Annotated in this window: 17 protein-coding genes and 1 pseudogene; 8 read left to right on the top strand and 10 right to left on the bottom strand. The window is 39.8% G+C overall.

All coding sequences use genetic code 11. From position 1 onward, the window contains the following. Nucleotides 1–535 precede the first annotated feature (535 nt). The 4 genes and pseudogenes from RB215_RS13820 to RB215_RS13805 form a co-directional block, all read right to left on the bottom strand. Nucleotides 536–1,411: a hypothetical protein gene (locus RB215_RS13820; protein ID WP_013466103.1), complete on the bottom strand. Its 876-nt coding sequence runs from the start codon at nt 1,409–1,411 to the stop codon at nt 536–538. Between the two features lie 152 nt (nt 1,412–1,563). Further along, nucleotides 1,564–2,376, bottom strand: coding sequence for a hypothetical protein (locus tag RB215_RS13815; RefSeq protein WP_174961883.1), 813 nt, complete (start codon nt 2,374–2,376; stop codon nt 1,564–1,566). 465 nt (nt 2,377–2,841) lie between these two features. Further along, nucleotides 2,842–3,843, bottom strand: coding sequence for a hypothetical protein (locus RB215_RS13810; protein ID WP_013466101.1), 1,002 nt, complete (start codon nt 3,841–3,843; stop codon nt 2,842–2,844). A 296-nt stretch (nt 3,844–4,139) separates the two neighbouring features. Further along, nucleotides 4,140–4,286, bottom strand: a pseudogene (locus RB215_RS13805) (transcription elongation factor GreB); the annotation flags it as partial. A 193-nt stretch (nt 4,287–4,479) separates the two neighbouring features. On the opposite strand from RB215_RS13805, the gene ompR reads away from it, so the two are divergent. Then, nucleotides 4,480–5,199 (top strand): two-component system response regulator OmpR, encoded by a 720-nt coding sequence (ompR, locus tag RB215_RS13800; protein ID WP_089368855.1) that lies wholly within the window; start codon nt 4,480–4,482, stop codon nt 5,197–5,199. 5 nt (nt 5,200–5,204) lie between these two features. Beyond that, on the top strand, nt 5,205–6,506 hold the full coding sequence (envZ, locus tag RB215_RS13795) for a two-component system sensor histidine kinase EnvZ (protein WP_011329477.1): 1,302 nt from the start codon (nt 5,205–5,207) through the stop codon (nt 6,504–6,506). A 72-nt stretch (nt 6,507–6,578) separates the two neighbouring features. Here the strand turns inward: envZ and RB215_RS13790 are convergent, their stop codons facing one another. Together RB215_RS13790 and speE are read right to left on the bottom strand one after the other, a co-directional pair. Next, on the bottom strand, nt 6,579–8,621 hold the full coding sequence (locus RB215_RS13790; protein WP_086998930.1) for a glycoside hydrolase family 97 protein: 2,043 nt from the start codon (nt 8,619–8,621) through the stop codon (nt 6,579–6,581). A 179-nt stretch (nt 8,622–8,800) separates the two neighbouring features. After that, complete coding sequence (speE, locus tag RB215_RS13785) at nt 8,801–9,664, bottom strand: polyamine aminopropyltransferase (protein ID WP_309216582.1); 864 nt, start codon at nt 9,662–9,664, stop codon at nt 8,801–8,803. A gap of 200 nt (nt 9,665–9,864) precedes the next feature. On the opposite strand from speE, the gene speA reads away from it, so the two are divergent. From speA to RB215_RS13770, 3 genes are all read left to right on the top strand, one after another. Further along, nucleotides 9,865–11,745 (top strand): biosynthetic arginine decarboxylase, encoded by a 1,881-nt coding sequence (gene speA, locus RB215_RS13780; protein ID WP_011329474.1) that lies wholly within the window; start codon nt 9,865–9,867, stop codon nt 11,743–11,745. Nucleotides 11,746–11,818: 73 nt separating this feature from the next. Then, on the top strand, nt 11,819–12,691 hold the full coding sequence (locus RB215_RS13775) for an acyltransferase (RefSeq protein WP_011329473.1): 873 nt from the start codon (nt 11,819–11,821) through the stop codon (nt 12,689–12,691). A 227-nt stretch (nt 12,692–12,918) separates the two neighbouring features. Further along, on the top strand, nt 12,919–14,172 hold the full coding sequence (locus tag RB215_RS13770) for a mechanosensitive ion channel family protein (protein WP_011329472.1): 1,254 nt from the start codon (nt 12,919–12,921) through the stop codon (nt 14,170–14,172). On the opposite strand, the gene chrA is transcribed toward RB215_RS13770, so the two are convergent. Beyond that, nucleotides 14,138–15,289, bottom strand: a complete 1,152-nt coding sequence (gene chrA, locus RB215_RS13765; protein ID WP_309216581.1) for a chromate efflux transporter — start codon at nt 15,287–15,289, stop codon at nt 14,138–14,140. The genes RB215_RS13770 and chrA overlap by 35 nt on opposite strands. A 186-nt stretch (nt 15,290–15,475) precedes the next feature. On the opposite strand from chrA, the gene RB215_RS13760 reads away from it, so the two are divergent. Next, the gene (locus RB215_RS13760) at nt 15,476–16,105 is read left to right on the top strand and encodes an OmpA family protein (protein WP_011329470.1); all 630 of its coding nucleotides are present in this window, start codon (nt 15,476–15,478) and stop codon (nt 16,103–16,105) included. Between the two features lie 12 nt (nt 16,106–16,117). Here RB215_RS13760 and RB215_RS13755 read toward each other — a convergent pair whose 3' ends face one another. After that, nucleotides 16,118–17,893: an ABC transporter transmembrane domain-containing protein gene (locus RB215_RS13755; protein WP_011329469.1), complete on the bottom strand. Its 1,776-nt coding sequence runs from the start codon at nt 17,891–17,893 to the stop codon at nt 16,118–16,120. Between the two features lie 114 nt (nt 17,894–18,007). Here RB215_RS13755 and RB215_RS13750 point away from each other — a divergent pair, with 114 nt between their 5' ends. Both RB215_RS13750 and RB215_RS13745 read left to right on the top strand, forming a co-directional pair. Then, entirely contained in the window at nt 18,008–18,193 is a 186-nt protein-coding gene (locus tag RB215_RS13750; RefSeq protein ID WP_041454610.1) for a hypothetical protein, read from the top strand. Between the two features lie 10 nt (nt 18,194–18,203). Further along, nucleotides 18,204–18,821, top strand: coding sequence for a LysE family translocator (locus RB215_RS13745; RefSeq protein WP_011329468.1), 618 nt, complete (start codon nt 18,204–18,206; stop codon nt 18,819–18,821). Between the two features lie 107 nt (nt 18,822–18,928). Here RB215_RS13745 and RB215_RS13740 read toward each other — a convergent pair whose 3' ends face one another. Together RB215_RS13740 and RB215_RS13735 are read right to left on the bottom strand one after the other, a co-directional pair. Continuing rightward, nucleotides 18,929–19,666 (bottom strand): MipA/OmpV family protein, encoded by a 738-nt coding sequence (locus RB215_RS13740; protein ID WP_306288456.1) that lies wholly within the window; start codon nt 19,664–19,666, stop codon nt 18,929–18,931. A gap of 246 nt (nt 19,667–19,912) precedes the next feature. Beyond that, nucleotides 19,913–21,004 (bottom strand): hypothetical protein, encoded by a 1,092-nt coding sequence (locus RB215_RS13735; RefSeq protein ID WP_309216579.1) that lies wholly within the window; start codon nt 21,002–21,004, stop codon nt 19,913–19,915. Nucleotides 21,005–21,208 lie beyond the last annotated feature (204 nt).

Below are 21,208 nucleotides of genomic sequence, written 5' to 3'. Positions count from 1 at the left end.
TTTTCCTCATTTCATGAATATATGAGTAAAAAACAGTTTGACCAATCAATTAACTCTTACATTTAGCCACTCTCAATGTCCGCTTCTCGCTCAAAGCCGACCTATAGAATAATTGCTTTAACACGTTTTGGGGCAGAAATGAGTTTGGCAACATCGCCTCTGTTAGATTCCAATCAGCACAGAAAGTACTACCTCTATAAGAACTATGCTTTAGTTCAGTTCACCCTTACAACCGCAGATATTAACCATTAAAGGAGATGTTACACTTTTAAGTATGCATAACAATAATGTTTGAAACTTTTTTGCCTTCCCAGTTCGTTCCTTTTGTGTCAATAGAAGGTATGCATGACAATCATGATCAATACTTAGATTCAATCAACGTGCCTATCCAAAGAAAAATTGTGACAACAAAGATTGAAACTCACTTTTGGACAAAAACGCTTCAGAGTCGAATGACAGCTCTGTGCCAACAGCGGACGGTCAGGAAAATAGTGCCTGAAGTCAAGATTTTCCCCCTTTGGCCTAAAACTCCGCATTATATGCCAGCTTGAATAATATCTTGCTTACACTTTTGCCATGCAACAATATGATCCATATTTAATTCATTTACAGGCTCTACATGAAGCTCATTTAATTGAATATGATTTATAACTTTTAGAGCCAAAATTGATGGATTAAATGCGAAAGTTAATAGAGCAGAAAATTTATCTCGTTGTTTTTCTAAAAATGCATCTATTTTTTCTTTTCCAAATTTGTGTTCAAAAATAAAATTTTGATCATTAATTGGAATCATCATATGTAGCACCCCTTGTGCTGCGGGGTGGCTAAGTTGGCATAGTTCAGAATAACAATCATAAAAATCTGAGCTTGTTTCTTCATCTAACATTTTAACATAGCGTGCGGCTGTTTCTGCTTTATGAGAATCAGGCGCAGATTCACCACTATTTAATCTTCTAGCATGGGAATAGTGGATAAGTTGATTTTCTAAATCTGTGTATATATGGAAATTCGGGGAGTTTTGATTAATGGAGATATTAATATCTTTTATGTTCTTTGAAAGAGTGGTGCATAAATTTGATAGAGAAAAATAACTGTCGGCTACTGACTCAATAAGGCACCTAAATGAAGATGAAAAGGGCAAATATAGTCCAGCCTCATATGAATTATGCATTCCTCTTAACCATTCATAATTTTTAGCAATTGCAGATAAGGAACCAAAATTTGCTCTATACAATAATTCTTTCATATATTGAGATTGCCCCTCACTTGGTGAGGTTTGCGTTAGGGATGTAAATTCACTCTCGTTCATGAAATGATATTTATGATTTTTAACTTCGGAAAGAATCTTATTAATTATAGGGATAAACTGTGATGCTTCTTTACCTAGTATTTTTTCGTACGTGTTTTCCATTACAACTTAACTCCTTTGATGGGCCTGAATATTTCGCCAATAGTTGATTTGGCATATAACTAACTCACTAAGAGGAAAATAATAGTTGGTTTAAATAAGCGACGAAGGCGTAAAAACCAGCTGCTATTTTTCCTTTTGAGTGACTTATAGTGCTACACACTCTCGCTGACGGACAAGCTTTTTGGTGCTGAAAGTTGAGCTCCAGTTTTATCATAAGCTAAGAATTTAAACGATGACTTATTTTTGAGCCCCTTGATTTCTGTCTCTACAACGTTTTCCATTTCTGTTTGTACATTGGCATGCACTTTAAACATTTCTTCATTTGTTTCTTTAATAGTTTTCTCTAAAGCTTCCATAGCTGTACCTAAAACTGGAATTTTAGATAACTCTCCCCACATATAATTTTGTAAGAAAGTAATTAAAAACTCCCATGCGCCATTAATGGAAAAGTATGAGCCATCCTTATTCTTTTTCAGAGTGGCGATAACTTTGCCTAGTCCCTTAATCATAACAAGGCTATCCAGTTCACCGCTTGCTTGAATTTCTTCGAGGATTCTAACTATGTCATTGAATAATTCAGGTAAACGACTTTCTGCTTTGTAGTGTTCATAAATTGAATCAAAATCAAATGCAGTATCAGTTGGGTTTTCAAAAACCCACTTATGACTTTTAATTTGATTTATATTCTTAATTAAATGATCAATTAAGTGAGTTTGCTTCCACGAATTTCCTTGGAAGTGATTGAGTCCTTGAATTAAACTAGGTAGCCACGCTGGTGAGTCTTGCTTAGATATTGAAGCTTTTAAATCATTTGCCTTCGTTAAGGCTTCTTTTCCCTTATTCTTTTTACCCTCAAGTTTTTCTCCTACGAGAGCAGCAACTAATTCATCTAGCGTTTTAATTAATTCTTGATGTTTCTCAGTCACAAAACGCATGTGAAACTGAACGCTTTCATTGGTAGTCAAAGTGTAACTCCTGTAGCACTAACATTTTATAGTGCGCTAATGGCGCATATTTCTGCCGACGCCACACTTATTTATCTATTTTATATAGTTTTATCAAATAACCTAAGGTATTGCTATCATAAAGTTTTCTAAAGCTTTAAAGAAAAGTTAAATAGAACAATATGCTCGCGTCGCTCATTTTCATGAATATATGCGCAAAGAGCTGTTTGCCCACTCAATTGACTATTATATTTATCCAATCTCAAGACCGTTACTCGCTCTATGCCGAAATTCGGCTCAGTCCCATGAGCGGACATTGGGCATCTATACAATGTAAATTGCATGACGCGACCCCTGCGGATTTAGAAATATGAATAAGTCTTAAATTAAACTTTAGATTTGTTTACAGATCTCAATCAAATCTAACTGTCGTATATGCGCCAGAAGCTAATCTTCAACGCCAACATATGCGGCATGATGTTCTTGCTATATGAAGTTGCAATGCTTCTCGATGAACTCTTGCGGATTACACACGACGGTCGAACAATCAACGTATGCGAAACACGCTTTAGCCTTTTTGACAAAGTTTATGTCACCTGAAATCAAGAAACTTGCCCCCAAAGCTGACACTGCATGTTGCATATCATTATTTGAAGCATTGAAACGATCTTTACCCTTTTTGGTTCTGGTAAAATCATCAGCGTGATAACCAGCCCAATTCATTAGACTATATGCACGCGCAACGGCATTTTGCGGTGTGTCCTCAAAGTAATCTGCAAAATCAAAACTATTATTTTCCAATTTAAACGTTGCTTCAATAGCATTTACTACATCCTTGATCTCAATACTTTTTACTTCCAATGCTTTAATGCTCGGCATCTCTCTAAATTGTTGAGGCCCTAATTGTTGCTCATTAGCAATATTAGGCGCTTGCAACGAGGACAATTTTGTTCTCAACTCATCCAGTTGACTATGCATATTTACGAAATAGCTTCTTAACGGTTCATCAAGTTTTTCGAGGTCAATCGAATCCAATTGCGATTCACAATTAAAAATTAAAGTGCCCAAGTTCACCTTTAACTTCTCGTTGATTTCGGAAAAGCTTTCATCAATCGGCAACCCCGAAATTTTACGAGAAGATAACTGGCTAATCTCCATTAGACTAGTAATACCGAGGTCTGCATTTGATTTTTTGTTTTCTAGGTGTGCGTACCATATATTATCTGGCTCTTGGTTGCTAAGTGTATGTTGTAATGGCTCAATATATTTAGCATCTAATTCAGCTAGAATATCGATATGTTCTTGGCGATATTCAGCCTTTGGAATTTGCAAAATTTCATCAAGAGTAACATGAGAATAAACGACCGTTATTTGTTCAGATTTGAGAGCATGTTTAAGTAGTCTGAATAAGTCGTTTGGAGACTCATCTATTTTACGTTGACGTAAATCACTCAATGTATTTTGATCTAAATAGATCACGAAACCCATTGAACACCTCCATTTATATAGCAGCTTATTGAACACCATTTTTGTGGTTCATAACACATCAAAACGAAATAACTATAACTTTTTTAGTGTCTGTTTTTCGCTCACACCAGTCTGGAACATGAAACTTTATCTCTTGAATCATGGAGTAGCATAATAAATACCAATAGCAAGGAACAGTATAAAGTTATATTACTTTCTGTATCGGTAATTTAGTATGGTTTATAGTATGCGTACTAAATATAAGTAATTGTTTTTATTTGTTAAAAGTTAAAATAGTATTCTTTGTGGGGTTATAATTGATAATCTGCATTTTCAGATCTATCTCCTAGGCTGGCCGCCCAGCTTACTATTTTGGTGACTTCAGGGCGTTTTACATTCCATAAATGGGTATGTTCTTGTTGTAATTGTAAGTAGCCTTCGCGGGTAATTAAGTTTGTTTTCACGCCATGTTCTTTTTTAATACTCATACAGAGCAAGGTATTAAAATAACCCAAACTTGTCGAGTGTATTATTAATAAAACACGCGCACAAATGAGTTTGAAATGTTCAGTAACAATCTAAGCGGCTAATAAATTGTTGCTTACAGGTTTTTTCATTTATATTAATGGGTAATAGATTATAAAAATAAGAAACACAATGGGACACGAAACGACAAAAGTATTGGTTGTAGATGATGACATGCGTTTACGCAGCTTACTGGAGCGCTATTTAGTAGAGCAAGGCTTTATTGTAAGAACAGCGGGTAATTCAGAGCAAATGGATCGGCTTATCGAACGTGAAAACTTTCATTTAATGGTGCTCGATTTAATGCTGCCGGGTGAAGATGGTTTGTCTATTTGTCGTCGTTTACGCCAAAAAGAAAACGACATTCCAATTGTTATGCTTACCGCTAAAGGTGATGAGGTTGACCGTATTATTGGCCTTGAATTGGGAGCAGACGACTACATTCCAAAACCATTTAATCCACGAGAGCTGTTAGCGCGAATAAAAGCTATTTTACGACGCCGTGCCAAAGAAGTGCCGGGCGCACCTGCTGCAGAAGAAAATTTGATTGAATTTGGGCGATTTTCGCTTAATTTAGCCACTCGCGAAATGAGCGAAGGCGAAAAAACAATTTCCTTAACCAGTGGCGAATTTGCAGTGCTTAAAGCGCTGGTCTTGCATCCACGTGAGCCGCTGAGCCGTGATAAATTGATGAACCTAGCGCGCGGGCGAGATTACAGCGCACTGGAGCGCAGTATTGATGTGCAAGTGTCGCGACTTCGCCGCATGATTGAGTTAGATGCCGCCAGCCCACGTTATATTCAAACCGTTTGGGGCTTAGGATATGTATTTGTTCCCGATGGTGAAAAGTAATTTATATGGGACTATTTCCGCGTAGCGCATTTGGACAAACCGTTTTTTTAGTGGCGGCTTTGCTGTTAATAAATCAAATAGTATCTTACGTAACGGTGAGCTTATACGTAGTAAAACCTACCATTGAACAAGTTAATTTAATGCTGGCTAAGCAAATTAAAACCGTATTTATTGACTGGGAAGATGGTGTTGAAGTAACCAATGAAGTATCGGATAAGTTTTTTGAAATTACCGGTATTGAAGTAATGACTCAGCGTGAAGCAATGCGCAGTGGTTTGGGGCAAAGTCGCGAATATTCGGTATTATCGCGTAGTATGTCTGAGCAGCTAAATGGCTCTGCGCGGGTGCGTATTAGCCAAACCGATCCACTCATATACTGGGTAGAAGCCCCGCAAGCATTAGGTTACTGGGTAAAAGTGCCGCTTAGTGGGTTTAAAGAAAATAACCTCGAGTTTTTAACCTTTTACTTATCAAGTATTGGTTTTTTAAGTGTATTAGGTGGTTGGTTATTTGCTAGGCACTTAAATAGGCCGCTAAAAGCATTGCAACAAGCGGCGGTTAAGGTAGGTAAAGGCGATTTTAGTACTAAGTTAGCCGAACAAGGATCGAGTGAAGTTATTGCTGTAACACGGGCATTTAATCAAATGTCGCGGGGTATTGCTGCGCTTGAAAACGATCGTCGGCTGTTAATGGCAGGGGTGTCTCATGATTTACGCACTCCACTAACCCGCATTCGTTTAGCCACCGAAATGATGGCAGATGAAGATGACTATTTGCGTGAAGGCATTATTTACGATATTGAAGACATGAACGGCATTATCGATCAGTTCATTGAATATTTACGCCATCACAAACGTGAAGAGCTAAGCTGTGAGGACATTAACGCGTTAGTGGCAGAGGTAGTGCACACTGAGCTTAAACACCAGCGAGTAATTACCTTTAAAGGTAATCCTAGTATTGGCAATATACCTATTAGTGCAGTGGCAATTAAGCGTGTAATAACCAATATGATTGAAAATGCGCTGCGTTACTCAGAAGGTGATATTGAAGTGCTCTGCTATTTTAATAGCAATAAAAAGTATGTTGTTATTGCGGTAAACGATAGTGGCCCGGGTATACCAGAGGGCGAACTGGAGTCGGTATTTGAGCCGTTTAAGCAAGGCGATACAGCACGTGGTAGCGAGGGCAGCGGTTTAGGGCTGGCTATTATTAAACGCATTATAGATATGCATGACGGTAAAGTTAAATTATCTAACCGGCCTGAGGGCGGGTTAAGTGCACAAATTTACTTACCAATTAAAGTATAATACCAACCCACTTTACTGCAGCGGGTTGGTATTAAGTTGTGCTGGCCAAAATTATAAATACGCAGTAAGCGATTAAAGTGCTTTAAAACGAATAGCCGTACCGCCACTGGTGGCCAGCTTAAGCGTTAATTTATCGCTTGCAGTAACAAGGCGTTTTTCGATAGTTAAATCGTACGGATTATTTTTCCATTCGGCATTCTTACCATCTTTATAAATATGTGCCTCAAACTGTTTGCCGTTATCTAAAAAGTCTAAACTAATCTCAATAGTACGCGCTTGCTCGTCAGTCACTGCGCCTAAATACCAGTCGTTGCCGGTATATTTGTCGCGCTTTCGCTCTTTTCGCGCAAATACAATAAAGTCACCTACTGCACCATCAAGGGCAATGCTTTGTTGCCAGTCGGTCGGTACGTCTTGAATAAATTGAAATGCATCGGGTTTAGCTAAATAATTTTTAGGTAGGTCGGCCGCCATTTGAATCGGACTATACAATACAACATACAATGCTAGTTGTTTAGCCAGCGTAGTTTGCGGGCGATTAGTATTAGCGCCTAAACCGTTAAAACTTAAATCGAAAATACCAGGAGTAAAATCCATAGGCCCAGCAAGCATGCGGGTAAATGCCAGCATAGCAATGTGCTCGGGTGGATTAGGAGGAGTACCCCATGCGTTAAACTCTTGTCCGCGTGCGCCTTCTCGAGTGATCCAGTTTGGATAAGTACGGCGCAGTCCGGTATCTTTAATCGGCTCGTGGGTGTTAATACTTATTTTATGTTTAGCAGCTAGCTTAACGTTATGTAAGTACTCGTTAACCATAAATTGGCCGTCGTGCCACTCATGGCGAGCTATACCGTTTTTGTCAATGCGCTTAATGTTTCCGCCATCGGCTACGTAACCGGTTTTAACTTGGCTAACGTTAGATTTTTCATACAATGCAAAGGCATCTGCCATTTGCTTGCGATAGTTACTGACGTTGCCGGATGTTTCGTGATGGCCAATGAGTTGCACGCCTGTTTGCTTAGAATATTTTGTTAGCGCTGCTATATCAAAATCATCGTAGGGCTGAGTAAAGCTAAACACATCACCATTAAAAAACCAGTCGCCATCCCAGCCTGTGTTCCAGCCTTCAACTAATACGCCATCAAAACCATATTTGGCGGCAAAGTCCATGTAGTATTTGGTATTTTTTGTAGTAGCGCCGTGCTTGTCGCCGCTGCCCCAAGTGTGTGTGTTTATATGCATACCCCACCAAATACCTATGTATTTACCTGGTTTTACCCACGACACGTCACCGAGTTTATTCGGCTCATTTAGATTTAAAATAATATCTGAGTTAACTAAATCAACGGCTTTTTCGCCAATTTGAATAGTGCGCCATGGGGTATTAAACGCGCCCTGTTTTTTAACGGCAACACCGCTCGACCATGGCGTTAAATCGGCTTGAAAAACCCCAGGGCGGCGTTGATTAAGTACCATGGCGGCGTAATCAACAAGGGCGGCTTCATGAATACTAATATGCACACCATCTTGGTTTTTAAAGGTAAATGGCGTATGTACCAATGCGGCATCGTTTAATGGGGTGGTATTATATACATATTCGTAGCGATTCCAGCCGCGGGCAGGGATCCACCAAGCTGTAGCTGTGTGGCTGTTATTAACAGCAAACTCGGTAAGCTCTTTGGTTATTTCAATATTGTTAAGGCCTGCTTGTTTTGGTACTTCGTATCTAAAACCCACGCCACTATCAAACGCTTTAAAGCGCACGCTATAAGTACCGCCTTGAGGTTGTGGCTTAGCAAAGGTTACAGTTACCTCGTTATGCTGATCTACAACCGTTTGTCGCTCGCCCCAAGGTTGTTGCCACTGAGTGTTGGTACTTTGTTGTTGAACTTTGGTTATTTTAAAGCTGTTACTAAACGGTGCATGTTGTTTAAATTCAAACCCGAGAGCAGAATTATTAATGACTGTTTTATTTTTAAAACTAATAGAATAACTAGGTGTACTCTGCTCGTCTGAGATGATTATTTTTATATTACCGTCAGGCGATTGTACGGTAGCTGTTTGAGCAACCGTGATACTTGAAAAAGCCATGAGTAGCAGTGCCAATGTGCGCATAATAGTTCCTTGGGTTAGCGACGTGTTTGGCTATCAAGCATAAAGCGAGAGGGTGGTGAATACGACAGGTTGCATACGTATTCAGGGTGATAAAAAGTGAGCAGTTAGGTTGCTTGTACGCTAAGCAATAAAAAAGGGCTCTGTCGAGCCCTTAATTTAGTATTGCTTAGATTGCGAGATTATTTTTTATCAAAAGCGCGTTGCATAAAGTTTGGCGTAGCTAATGCACCGTGATGAATGCCGTTGTTGTAGTATTCGCTGTTCTTTGCAATATCGGCTGCTGCATCTTCTCTAAAGCCATTAAAGTCTGCAGATTTACGCGCTAAAGTTACTGACCATAAACCACTTGGGTATATAGGTTGCGGGAATGGCAGTGTTTGTAAGTCGTTAAAACCTACCGTTAGCATAGCTTCGCGCATTTCAACTAATAACGGCATATGCATAAGCGGTGATTCGCTTTGTTGTACTAAAATGCCACCTGGGCGAAGTGCGTTTAAGCAGCTAGTGTAAAATGCATGATTAAATAAACCTTCACCTGGGCCTACTGGGTCGGTGCCATCAACAATAACAACATCGATTGATTCGCTTGCGGCTTCGCGCATGTATTTAATGCCGTCGTCAAACATAACTGTTGCACGAGGATCGTTGTTAGATTCACACAGCTCTGGGAAGTATTTTAACGACATTTGCGTTACTACTTCGTCTATATCTATTTGCGTAACGCTCTCTACACCAGGGTGCTTTAACACTTCGCGTAAGGTACCGCAGTCGCCGCCGCCAATAATAACTACATTTTTAGGTGCTGGGTGCGCTAAAAGTGCAGGGTGGCTGATCATCTCATGATAAAAAAAGTTTTCGCGGCTACTTACCATAGTGCAACCGTCGATGATCATTAAATTACCAAAGTCGGTGGTTTCGAACATTTCTACTTTTTGAAAAGGAGACTGTTTTTCATCTAACTTTTTGTTAATACGTAATGAAAATGCGCTGCCATCGCGGTCGCTAATTTCAGTAAACCACTTACTTTGATCTAAATTTGCCATAGTTACTATTACACTTTTTTAAGTTGAGGATGAAAAAGGGGGCAATTTTGCCAGTGCTTGACGTTTTGCTCAATGACATTTTAACTGATTTAACCAATAAAGTTAGTTAGGAATGAGGGAAAGTTCAATTTTTGTTAGCCTAGAGGATAGCGACGTATTAAAATGCGTCATTGTATTTAATTGATTAAAGAAGAGTTGCCATGACTTGGGGTTTAGAAACAGCACGTGCCACTTATAATGTTGCACATTGGAGTGAAGGCTATTTTGATATTAACGCACAAGGCGAGTTGGTGGCCTACCCAGATGGCGACCAAGCAAAGGCCGCAATTTCTTTAACGCAATTAACCGAACAATTTAAACAACAGGGTTTAACCTTACCAGTATTGGTGCGCTTTACCGATATATTACAAAACCGGGTAGATACGCTTACCAATGCCTTTACTCAAGCACGAGCAAATCGTGAGTATCAAGGCGAATATACCTGCGTTTATCCAATCAAAGTAAATCAGCAGCGCTCTGTAGTGAGTAAACTTTTAGCTCACCCTAGCGGGCTGGTTGGCCTTGAAGCTGGCTCTAAACCAGAGCTAATGGCTATTTTAGGGGTGGCAAAAGAGCCCATTACTATTGTGTGTAATGGCTATAAAGACAGTGAGTTTTTACGCTTAGCCTGTATTGGTCAGGCTATGGGTCACAAAGTTAAAATAGTGGTAGAGAAGCTCTCGGAGTTAACCACCTTACTGGAAGAAATTGATAATTTAGGCATTGAACCGGCTATTGGTATTCGTATTCGCCTAAACTCAGTGGGCAAAGGTAAATGGCAAAACACCGGTGGCGAAAAAGGTAAATTTGGTTTAACGGCAGGGCAAGTGCTTAGCGCTGTTGAAGTGTTAAAAAAACATAATAAATTGCACTTAATGCAAATGGTGCATTTTCATATTGGCTCTCAAATAGCCAATATTCGCGATATTCACCGCGCTTTGCGTGAATGTGCACGCCATTTTGCTGAACTTACTCAGTTAGGTGTACCACTTAATACCGTTGATGTAGGCGGTGGGTTAGGGGTTGATTACGAAGGTTCGGGTTCACGTAGTGCGTGTTCAATGAACTATACCGTTGCAGAATATGCCCGTAACGTAGTAAATGCGTTTTCTGAGGTGTGTGACCAACATCAATTAACTCATCCGGCCATTATTACTGAATCAGGGCGTGCGTTAACCGCGCACCACGCGGTATTAATTACCGATGTAATTGACGTTGAAAAAGCGCCTAATCACTTAAACCCAGAGGCGCCTGCGCAAAACAGTACACTGGTATTAGATGAAATGTGGCAATGTTTACAGCGTTTAAGCCCGCGTATGGCGCTGGAAATTTATCACGACGCAATGCACTTATTTAGCGAAGCACACGATCAGTACGTACACGGTTTAGTGAGCATGCTAGAGTGGGCGAAAATAGAGCAACTTTACTTTACTATTTTACATCGGGTGCGCTCATCTTTGAGCAATAATGTGCGTGCGCATCGCGAAGTACTCGATGATTTAAACGAAAAATTAGCTGATAAATTATTTGTTAACTTTTCACTATTTCAATCGTTGCCAGATATATGGGGAATTGGCCAATTATTCCCAGTAATGCCTATTGAAAACCTCACTCAACCGCTTACCCAGCGCGCTATTATTCAAGATATAACGTGTGATTCTGATGGGCAAATTCGCGAATATGTAGAAGGTGCAGGTATAGAAACAAGCTTACCTATACCTGAATATACACAAGGGCAGCAGTATCATATTGCAATGTTTATGGTTGGCGCTTATCAAGAAATTTTAGGTGACTTACACAACCTATTTGGCGACACCGACTCAGTGCATGTGGAGTTAAACGATGATGGTTATGTACTTACTAACGCCATTAAAGGTGACAGCGTTAAGGATGTATTAAAGTGTGTTGACTATGATAGCGCCATTTTAGCAGACAACTTTGCAGAGCAAATTAATAAGCTCGATGTGTCTGAGCCATGTAAAGCAGGCTATTTAGCAGAGCTTAATGCGGGACTAGAAGGCTATACCTATTTTGAGGACTAACCTCAGCCATTATTAATTAAGTATAAAAAGCGCAGTAATTAGCTGCTGCGCGCTATTTAAAGGAATAGAAACAATGTCAGTTATCCGCAGTGTATTTAGTATTTTGTTGTACTTTATAAATACTCTTATTTGGTTTGTGCCAATTTTTATTTGTGGTGTTATTAAGCTTATACCAATTAAGCCGCTACAAAAGTTAATGAGTTGGGCCGCCAAACAATTTGCCACTATTTGGGTTACCTTTAACAGCTTAAATCAAAAATTATTTACGCCAACTAAAATTAACGTTACTGGGCTTGAAGATATAAAGCTAAAAGATTGGTATTTAGTTATAGCTAATCATCAAAGCTGGGTTGATATTTTAGTATTGCAACGCGTATTAAATCGCAAAATACCCTTTTTAAATTTCTTTTTGAAAAAAGAGCTTATTTACGTGCCTATATTAGGTTTGTGCTGGTGGGCGCTTGATTTTCCGTTCATGACTCGTACGAGTAAAAGTCAGCTTAAAAAGAACCCTAAATTACGCGGTAAAGATTTAGAAACCACGCGTAAGGCCTGCGAAAAATTTAAAGAAATGCCAGTAAGTGTGGTTAATTTTGTAGAAGGTACGCGCTATACGAAGCAAAAGCACGCTCGCCAAAACAGCCCTTTTCCACATTTGTTAAAACCCAAAGCAGGAGGCGTTGCCTTTGTAATGCAAGCTATGGGAGAGCAAATTACTAAAGTAGTTAATGTGACTATTCATTATCCTGAGGGCATTCCGACCTTTATGGATTTTGCCAGCGGTAAAGTAAAAAATATAAACGTACATGTTGAAGTAAGACCGGTCAGTGACGAGCTAATTGGTGACTACACTAACGATCCCGACTTTAGAGTGCGCTTTCAAAGTGAGCTTAATCGGTTATGGAAAGAAAAAAACCAAACATTAATAAACCTTGAACAAAAATAAATGCATAAAAATATGAGCCTACAGTTACGCTAAAAACACTTAGCTATTCACGGTCAATACAGATTAACTTAGGTAGTGTTTTTTAATGTCACTTTGCTTGGCTCTGTTAATTTTACAGCGGGTATTACCCGCTGTAGTTACTATAATTGGTTATGCTGCAATGGCGCTTTTTACTCTAGCTAGCACTGTAATTTTAAACCTAACTCCCGCAAGGAAATAAAAATACCATGACCGATACCCACTTACAGAAGTTAATAGCGCCTTGGTTTGAAAAAGTGCCCGACGCTTTTTTTCTAAGCACTATTACTGCCGTCGCCATTGGTATATTTTCATTATTATTTGTGTACTTATTTACTCGTCGCTTAATGTTTCCTGCGATCCAAAAAATTGTTACTAAAATCTCACCTGAACGCATTGGCTTACTTGCACCTATGCTAAACAAGCTCAATAAGCGCATAGCTTGCTTACTTTGCTGTGCATTGTTTCTAGCCACATTTGATAGTGTGTACCCGGTGAATGAGATTGCAGAGGAAATTTTAAAAACCTTAGGCCAAGCGCTGCTCATTATTTATGCGGGCTTTATTTTTAGTAGCATAGTGAGTATTGCGGGCGCTATTTATAATCAATTAGATTTTGCCCGCGAAGTACCCATTCAGGGATTAATTCAGGTTGTTAAATTAATTACCTTTATTGTCAGTGTTATTTTAATTGTTAGTATAGTGCTAGAAAAATCACCTACTTATATTCTCTCGGGTTTTGGTGCTATTGCCGCCGTCACTTTATTAGTATTTAAAGACACCATATTGGGGTTTGTCGCAAGCATTCAAATTGCAGCCAATAGACTCGTTACGTATGGCGACTGGATCCAGGTAGATAATTATGGGGCCGACGGAGAAGTAATTGATTTAGGGTTAAACACAGTAAGAGTGCGTAACTGGGATAATACTGTAACTACTATTCCTACTTACATGTTAGTAGCAGGTTCATTTAAAAACTGGCGTAGTATGCAAGAGTCTGCCGGGAGGCGCATGAAGCGCTCGCTTAATATTGATATGAATAGTATTTTTTTAGTTGAAGATGATTTTCGCCAGCAAATAGAAGCGGCTATACCTTTGGCCGACTACATTCGTACGTCTTCACTGCCTGATCCTGTGTCTAATTTAGGTTTGTTTCGCCGTTATGCCGAAGGTTACCTAAAGCAACATAAAAAAATCAATACTTCACTGACCTTGCTAGTACGTGAGTTACAGCCGACAAACCACGGCTTACCGATTGAGTTTTATTGCTTTAGTAGCGATAAACGTTGGATATCGTATGAGCATTTACAAGCCGAAATAATGGATCATTTATTGGCTGTGTTACCTATTTTTGGCCTGCGTCCGTATCAAAGTGTGAGTGGCCAATTTAGCCCACCCACAGCCGTGCCTACAAGCGAAAAACCTAAAATTAAAGTGCCCAATAATACTGAGCCAACCCCGTAGCAATAAAGAGTATTAACAGCCACCAAATAGGTGGCTTTTTTAATCTTAGCCAAGCGAATGCTGCAATAACTAGCGCAATGTGCCAAAAATTGTGCACCGCCGATGTCCAAATAGATGAATACAGCGCCGCGGCTAAAAACCCCACTACAGAGGCATTAAGTGCGGCAATAACACTGGCAAAGCGAGGCTTGTTGGCTAAGTTTAACCAACTTTTTTGAAACGCAAGTATGAGTAAAAATCCGGGCATAAATATAAGTACCGTGGCTATGATAGCGCCTAATAAAGGTTGTTCGGTACTTAGTTGTGCACCTAAGTAAGTAGCAATGGTAAACATAGGCCCAGGCACAGCTTGCGCGCTTGCATAGGCGCTCAAAAACTGATCGCTGCTTAGTGCAGGTACGCTTGCTTGCAATACAGGTAATACTACATGCCCACCACCAAACACCATGGCACCTGCTTGATAAAAGGGGGCAAACAAAGCTAATTCAGTAGTCAAAGGAATGAAACTGAGCGCTAGCAGCAGTGTAAATAACCCTAAAGCGAGCCAATTTATATTACTTTTTGACTTACTTTGCTGTGCGGGTTCAGGATTTAATTTTAATAATGGCCATATTGCACCCACAGCAGCCGCGGTAATTAAAATAGCTATTTGTGTGCCCAGCAGAGGAAAAAGTATTAAGGCTAACGTGCTTAGTACGGCTAATAGCTTTAGGGCTGCGCTAGTGCAAAAGCTTTTTGCCATACTTAATGTGGCATCGGCGACAATAACCACAGCAAACAGTTTTAACCCAGCAATAATGGCAAAATAAACAGCATCAAACTGATGCGCACTTATAGCCAATAGCAACATAATTAAAAATGATGGTAGGGTAAAACCAATAAAGGCAGCAATGCCACCAAGTACACCCGCGCGCTCTACCCCAATGGCAAAACTAACTTGGCTAGAACCAGGCCCAGGCAAGGCTTGGCTTAAGCTTATAAGCTGTGCATAACGGGTGTTAGTGAGCCAATTTAGGGTATCGACAAAATGGCGCTTAAAATAGCCTAAGTGAGCAGCAGGGCCACCAAAACTCATGCAGCCAAGTAAAAAAAACTGTCTAAAAATAGCAATTAACATTACGCCCCAATCCTCGTTATAAATTATAAAATTATCATCCAGTAGTATGACATATTTATGAACTCAGCTATCGATAGAATTTTTGTTGTTATACAGCATAAAACGCTAATTATAATAGATTCTTCATGGCTTGTTCATTCATATATTTGCATAATAGCGCAAAATACTAAATAGATAGGACATAGCATGACTTTAACTAAATCACTTTTAAGCGTAACGGTAGTTGCTGTATTACTTAGCGGTTGTGAAATGAATAACACAGGTAAAGGAGCGGCAATTGGTGCTGCAGCTGGTGGTGTATTAGGTAAGGCTACTGGTAATCATAAAGATAAGCGTATCTTTATTGGTGCTGCAATTGGTGCATTAGCTGGTGCTGCAGTAGGCGATTACATGGACAAACAAGAAACCGCTTTTCGTGATGAATTAGCGGGTTCTGGTGTTGAAGTGGTACGTGAAGGCGATAACTTACGTTTAGTTATGCCGTCAAATATTACCTTTGCAACCGATCAGTCGTATATTTCGTCGGGCTTTCACAATACGCTAAGTGCGATTGCTAAAGTGATGAACAAATACGAAAAAACTTATTTAAGCGTAGAAGGGCATACCGATAGCACAGGTAAAGATAGCTATAATATGAGCCTTTCACAGCAACGCGCTCAAAGTGTTAAAAACTATTTAGTTAATCAGCAAATTATGGCTGAACGAATTAGCACTACAGGTTATGGTGAAACACGTCCAATTTCATCAAACGATAGCGCAAATGGCCGTGCACAAAATCGTCGTGTAGAAATTCAAATAGTGCCCAACACGCAATAAGCACATAAAAATCTAGTCTTTATTGAACTGTAGTTCACATAAGCGCTGGTACAACGGGGAGCTTTGCAGTAATTGCTGATGGCTCCCTGTTGCTATTATTTCCCCGTGTTCCATTACCACAATCATATCTGCATGTTTTACCGTTGCCAGACGATGCGCAATGATCAACGTTGTTCGGTTTTGCATTAAGTGCTCAAGTGCGGCTTGTACATGGTGCTCGCTTTGTGCATCGAGTGCGCTGGTGGCTTCATCGAGTAATAGTATTTCAGGGTCTTTTAAAATTGCTCGCGCGAGTACAATGCGTTGCTTTTGACCGCCCGATAGTCTCACTCCTTGTTCCCCTAAAAAGCTGTTATAGCCTTGTGGTAGCTGTTGAATAAACTCATCAGCATGGGCATGTTTAGCCGCCGCATAAACCTGCTCGTCGGTAGCATCTGGATTGCCGTAGCGAATGTTATGCATTACATCTGAGCTAAATAAAATAGGGTTTTGTGCCACCATGCCCATTTTATTACGCAGCGTATTGAGTGATAAATCTTTAATATTTACATCACGAAACTTAATAGCACCGCTGGCTGGATCGTAAAAGCGTTGTAGTAATTCAAATAAGGTGGTTTTCCCTGCACCAGAAGGACCCACAATTGCCACTGTTTGCCCTTGCTGTATGTTTAAACTCACATTATTAAGTGCGCTTACATCAGGACGAGAGGGGTAATTAAAGCTAATGCTTTCAAGTGTAATGGCAGAGTGGTTAGTGCTACTTAGGAGCTTTTCGTCTTGTGGGGAAATAGGGTTTTCAATTTCGCTTTTTACAGCGAGTAATTCTAGTAGCCTTGCAGCAGCACCTGCTGCGCGCTGCAGCTCACCATAAACCTCTGCCACAGTTGCAACCGACATGGCCACCATAATAGCGTAAAACACAAAGGCACCTAGCTCACCTCCAGTCATAGTGCCGGCTAGTACATCGCTGCCGCCAACCCATAACATAGCGCTGATGGCACTAAAGGTTAAAAATATAACGGCGGCAATTAAAAACGAGCGTTGTTTTATACGGCTTTTAGCGACGTTAAAGGCTTTTTCGACCTCCAGAGCAAAAGCTTGCTGCTCTCGCTGTTCGTGGCTATAGCTTTGCACTACTTTAATATTTTGAATGATCTCACCGGCGTAAGTACTTATATCGGCAATAGCACTTTGGCTGCTACTGGCTAACTTTCTCACTTTGCGGCCAAATACCATCATGGGCACCAGTACTAAAGGTACACAAGCAACGACCACTAAGGTCAGTTTTAAATTGGTAAACAGCAGCATGGCTAAACCACCCACTAGCATTAATGCACTGCGTAGCGCCATTGAAAAAGAAGAGCCAATAATAGATTGCAGCAAAGTGGTGTCGGTGGTTAACCGCGACATTAACTCACCGCTGCGGTTTTCTTCAAAATAACTTGGGTGCAAAGTAACAATACGGTTAAACACCGCTTTTCGAATATCGTTACTGACACGTTCACCAATCCACGACATTAAATAAAAACGACTAAAGGTGCCCACCGCTAATAAACTAATTAGGCCAATAAGCACCAACACAGCTTGCTGTAGCTGTGCTTGCGAGCCGGCAATAAAACCATGGTCAATGACAAATTTAACGCCTTGGCCTAATGATAAATTAACCCCCGCCGTCACTAAAAGAGCAATAAGGGCGGCAATAACCATTAGTTTATACGGTTTAATAAACGCAAAAACAGGTAATAAACTACTAAACGCGGCTTTTTCTGCAGCAGGGGCTTGAGACATAGTGGGTTCTTTTTAATGATTGAGCTTTATATATGGCGTCTGTAAACTAAAATTCAATAGTGCTAAAAATAATCAGCAAGGATAAGTGATGACAAATAAAACGGATAATAAACAATGCAAAAAATAGTGGAATTTAAAAAGCGTGGATTTTTTAGCCACGCTATAGATTTAGATGCATTGAATGAGCGTATTTACCAATTAAATCAAGATGGATGGCGAGTTATTAGCGTAACAACAGCAACGGGCTTTCAAGGGCAAATAACGGCTTATGCCTTATTAATAGAAAATAATGAATTATAAAGGGTGATTAATGGTTTTATCTGTTTGGCTAAGTTTAGCGTTAGTTTGCATAATGGGCGCAATGTCGCCTGGTCCTAGCTTGGCTGTGGTATTAAAGCATACGTTAAGCGGTGGGATGAAAAACGGTATGCTTGCGGCATTGAGCCATGGCGTAGGAGTAGGATTGTATGCAGCTGCATCTTTACTCGGTTTAGGTGCCTTAATGGTGCAGTTTCCTAATGTTTATCAATTATTAGTCTATTTAGGAGCAGCCTATTTAGCTTACTTGGGAATTAAAATACTGCTGGCTAAACCTAGTAATAATGAGCTACAAGTGCAAAAGAGTGAAGTAAGTGCATTAAAGGCGCTACAAGATGGCTTTGCAATTGCATTTTTAAACCCCAAACTCGCTATCTTCTTTTTAGCCTTATTTTCGCAATTTATTGACCCGCAAAATCTTACTCTCAGCATTGGTATTATTATGTGCTTAACGGTATTTGTAATTGATACCGGCTGGTATTTACTGGTGGCACTGTTAACTGAGGTTTCTAAAAATCGCTTTGGTTTTACTAAACAAAACCCATGGCTAGATAAAGTGTTAGGTGCGGTATTTATTGCTTTAGCTATAAAAGTAGTAGTGAGTGTTTAGCTATTGCTGCTATTTATGGCTATATAAATACCTATAAACAGAGTTAACAATGGTGTTGAGTGAGCGTTAAAAACCGAGCACAACTAGGTGCTCGGTAAAGTTATTAATTAAAAGTGATAAGTGATAGACATCATTGCAGTCGTGAGATTGTCGGTGTCTATAATAGGCGAGTCTTCAATATCAGCATCTAGCTGATGATATTTAACCAAGGCGTTAACATTTAAGTTTTTATTGATTTTGTATGTTGCTAACAAGCCAATATTATAGTTAACCGTAGAGCTAAGCTCGTATGCATCAAAAGTGCTAGATTCGCCCTCAGCCACACCGTAATAATAGTTTGATAACTGGCTACTATTAATTTCAACCCCAACGAAAGGCGCTAACATTAGCTCTTTTGTTAACTTAACTGGGTAGTTGTAGTCACCATTAAACTTCAGGCCATCGCTGTGGCCTAGTATATCATGCGTTACACTTGCATTGAGGCGGCCAAAATTTGCGGCGTAACTCACTTTCGTTCCCGCGTATAATGACATCTTGCGCTCATTAAGTGCTTTTATGGCTGGATTGTCGGAGTCTGATGAGTCAAAAAATTGCCCCGGTGCTAACGTGGCAGACCAGCTAAAGCCGTGTTGTTGCAGTAATGTATAGTCGAGTGTGTAGCCACGTAGCGTTAGCTTTTCACCTTGGTAGTTGATCATAGGTAACGCCATCACTTTCGTGTCGGTATTGGCATAGGGCGAATCAACGGCGATCACGCCGCCAGCCACAGACCATGGCGAGTCAGCATAAGCAGCTGAGGTTGTAACAAGTAAGGTGCTGAGCAATATGGGTAATGGTTGTTGCATATTTTAGTAGCTATAAAGTTGCCTAGTAATTTAATAAGTAAGTTTAACGGCAATCGAAAGCCAGTGTTGTAAGTTACTGTATAAAAGTTTGTCGTAATGTAAAGATGGTAAGCGATTTGGTTACGTGTATGCCTGCGCTGATGCAATGCAGCAGCGATAGCTGCTTGGGTGTGGTTGCATTTAAGCCAAGCTCGGCGAGCGCGCACTCACTGTTCACCGCCATTTTTTGAGCTAATTATATAAGGTCTAGCAAGACACCTTGATTGTAAGCATTTTTACACCATTGATATAGTAATGCTTTTCGCAAACTTGATTATCCCAGCCGCCACCACCAGAGTTACCACCACCAGGGCTACCACCACCAGAGCTGCCACCACCAGAGCTGCCACCACCAGAGCTTGGCGAAGAAGTGTTTGATGGGAGTGTATGATCTAAAGCATCTTGAAGGCATTGATCTACAGTATTACTCGTTGTTTTTTGAAGCTGATTTAATGCAATTCCATCTAAATAAGTTAAAAAGGGATTCACTGATACGCTTAGTGCGCCAAACTCTCTTATCCACTTTATTGAGAAAACTACGTCGTACAGCCCTGTACTACCTGTAGGAATATCTTGGTTTTGATTAAAACGCACGCTTGTATTAAAGTTTTTACTTACTTTTTTCCAAGTGCCTTGATATGAAATTCCGCCCACACCAATTGAAAAACCTTCGCTACTATATTCCTTGGCATGAAAAAAGCGTTCTGGATCCTCAAAATCTGCTTTAGCTTTATTGTTTAACTTATGCTGTAGTTCGGATGCAGTTCGCCCTTCAAATACTGCTTTTACTGCATCTGTTATATGAGGGGGACAGCTGTTTTCAGTATTTGAATGAATCATATTGAGTGGGAGGTGCTGGCTTACTTGTAGTGGTGATACATTTAGCTCTGCCTGCATTTCTTTTATAAATTTAGAGAAATTTTTGTCAGTTGTTTTTAACCTAAATATTGCGGTTTCATCATTGTTGCTCAAAGACGTTGGTTCTGCATATTTATTGAGGAGAGGCATATTTGAGCCTTGATGATGATGCCCAACCATAAATGCAAAATGCCCATTACCAAGTACATCTGCAACTATAACCTTTTTAGGATTTGAGTAGCATGCCTGATTATCAATTGTGATAATTTCGTTTGGGTCTGATGAGTAGCATTGAGTTAATGGGGGGTTATCTTTTGCCAACTGATAGGCTTCATCGTAATTACAACCCTCGCACATAAATAAAGTAACGTTGTTATTATTTGCTTCTGCAGCATTTGCAAACACAAATAAAAAAGTCAGAAATATGATTATATATTTCATTTATTTCCCTTAAATATTAATTTTTGTCCCTATTTTAGCTAATTTAAAATTAGCACACCAAATACCAACAGTCAACAATGGTAATAAACACTATTTTAACATCAAGAGAAATAAAGGTTGTAGCGTTAAGGTTGATTGATGGGGGGGTTAATGTAGTAGTAAATCCTCTTTGCATTTTTATAAAAAAACAACTTGAAAAATATT

It is taken from the genome of Pseudoalteromonas sp. HL-AS2 (genome assembly GCF_031198805.1).
GTDB classification, from domain to species: Bacteria; Pseudomonadota; Gammaproteobacteria; order Enterobacterales; family Alteromonadaceae; genus Pseudoalteromonas; species Pseudoalteromonas nigrifaciens.
The sequence above is the reverse complement of the archived record's forward strand: the minus strand, read 5'-3'. Positions and strand labels throughout refer to the sequence as shown.

Excerpts from the sequence above, each read along its gene's own strand:
- RB215_RS13745 (WP_011329468.1), top strand. The coding sequence starts at position 18,204 with ATGGTTTTATCTGTTTGGCTAAGTTTAGCGTTAGTTTGCATAATGGGC.
- speE (WP_309216582.1), bottom strand. The coding sequence starts at position 9,664 with ATGGCAAATTTAGATCAAAGTAAGTGGTTTACTGAAATTAGCGACCGC.
- RB215_RS13775 (WP_011329473.1), top strand. The coding sequence starts at position 11,819 with ATGTCAGTTATCCGCAGTGTATTTAGTATTTTGTTGTACTTTATAAAT.
- RB215_RS13820 (WP_013466103.1), bottom strand. The coding sequence starts at position 1,411 with ATGGAAAACACGTACGAAAAAATACTAGGTAAAGAAGCATCACAGTTT.
- speA (WP_011329474.1), top strand. The coding sequence starts at position 9,865 with ATGACTTGGGGTTTAGAAACAGCACGTGCCACTTATAATGTTGCACAT.
- ompR (WP_089368855.1), top strand. The coding sequence starts at position 4,480 with ATGGGACACGAAACGACAAAAGTATTGGTTGTAGATGATGACATGCGT.
- RB215_RS13760 (WP_011329470.1), top strand. The coding sequence starts at position 15,476 with ATGACTTTAACTAAATCACTTTTAAGCGTAACGGTAGTTGCTGTATTA.
- RB215_RS13770 (WP_011329472.1), top strand. The coding sequence starts at position 12,919 with ATGACCGATACCCACTTACAGAAGTTAATAGCGCCTTGGTTTGAAAAA.
- envZ (WP_011329477.1), top strand. The coding sequence starts at position 5,205 with ATGGGACTATTTCCGCGTAGCGCATTTGGACAAACCGTTTTTTTAGTG.
- RB215_RS13750 (WP_041454610.1), top strand. The coding sequence starts at position 18,008 with ATGCAAAAAATAGTGGAATTTAAAAAGCGTGGATTTTTTAGCCACGCT.
- RB215_RS13790 (WP_086998930.1), bottom strand. The coding sequence starts at position 8,621 with ATGCGCACATTGGCACTGCTACTCATGGCTTTTTCAAGTATCACGGTT.
- RB215_RS13755 (WP_011329469.1), bottom strand. The coding sequence starts at position 17,893 with ATGTCTCAAGCCCCTGCTGCAGAAAAAGCCGCGTTTAGTAGTTTATTA.
- RB215_RS13810 (WP_013466101.1), bottom strand. The coding sequence starts at position 3,843 with ATGGGTTTCGTGATCTATTTAGATCAAAATACATTGAGTGATTTACGT.
- RB215_RS13740 (WP_306288456.1), bottom strand. The coding sequence starts at position 19,666 with ATGCAACAACCATTACCCATATTGCTCAGCACCTTACTTGTTACAACC.
- RB215_RS13735 (WP_309216579.1), bottom strand. The coding sequence starts at position 21,004 with ATGAAATATATAATCATATTTCTGACTTTTTTATTTGTGTTTGCAAAT.
- chrA (WP_309216581.1), bottom strand. The coding sequence starts at position 15,289 with ATGTTAATTGCTATTTTTAGACAGTTTTTTTTACTTGGCTGCATGAGT.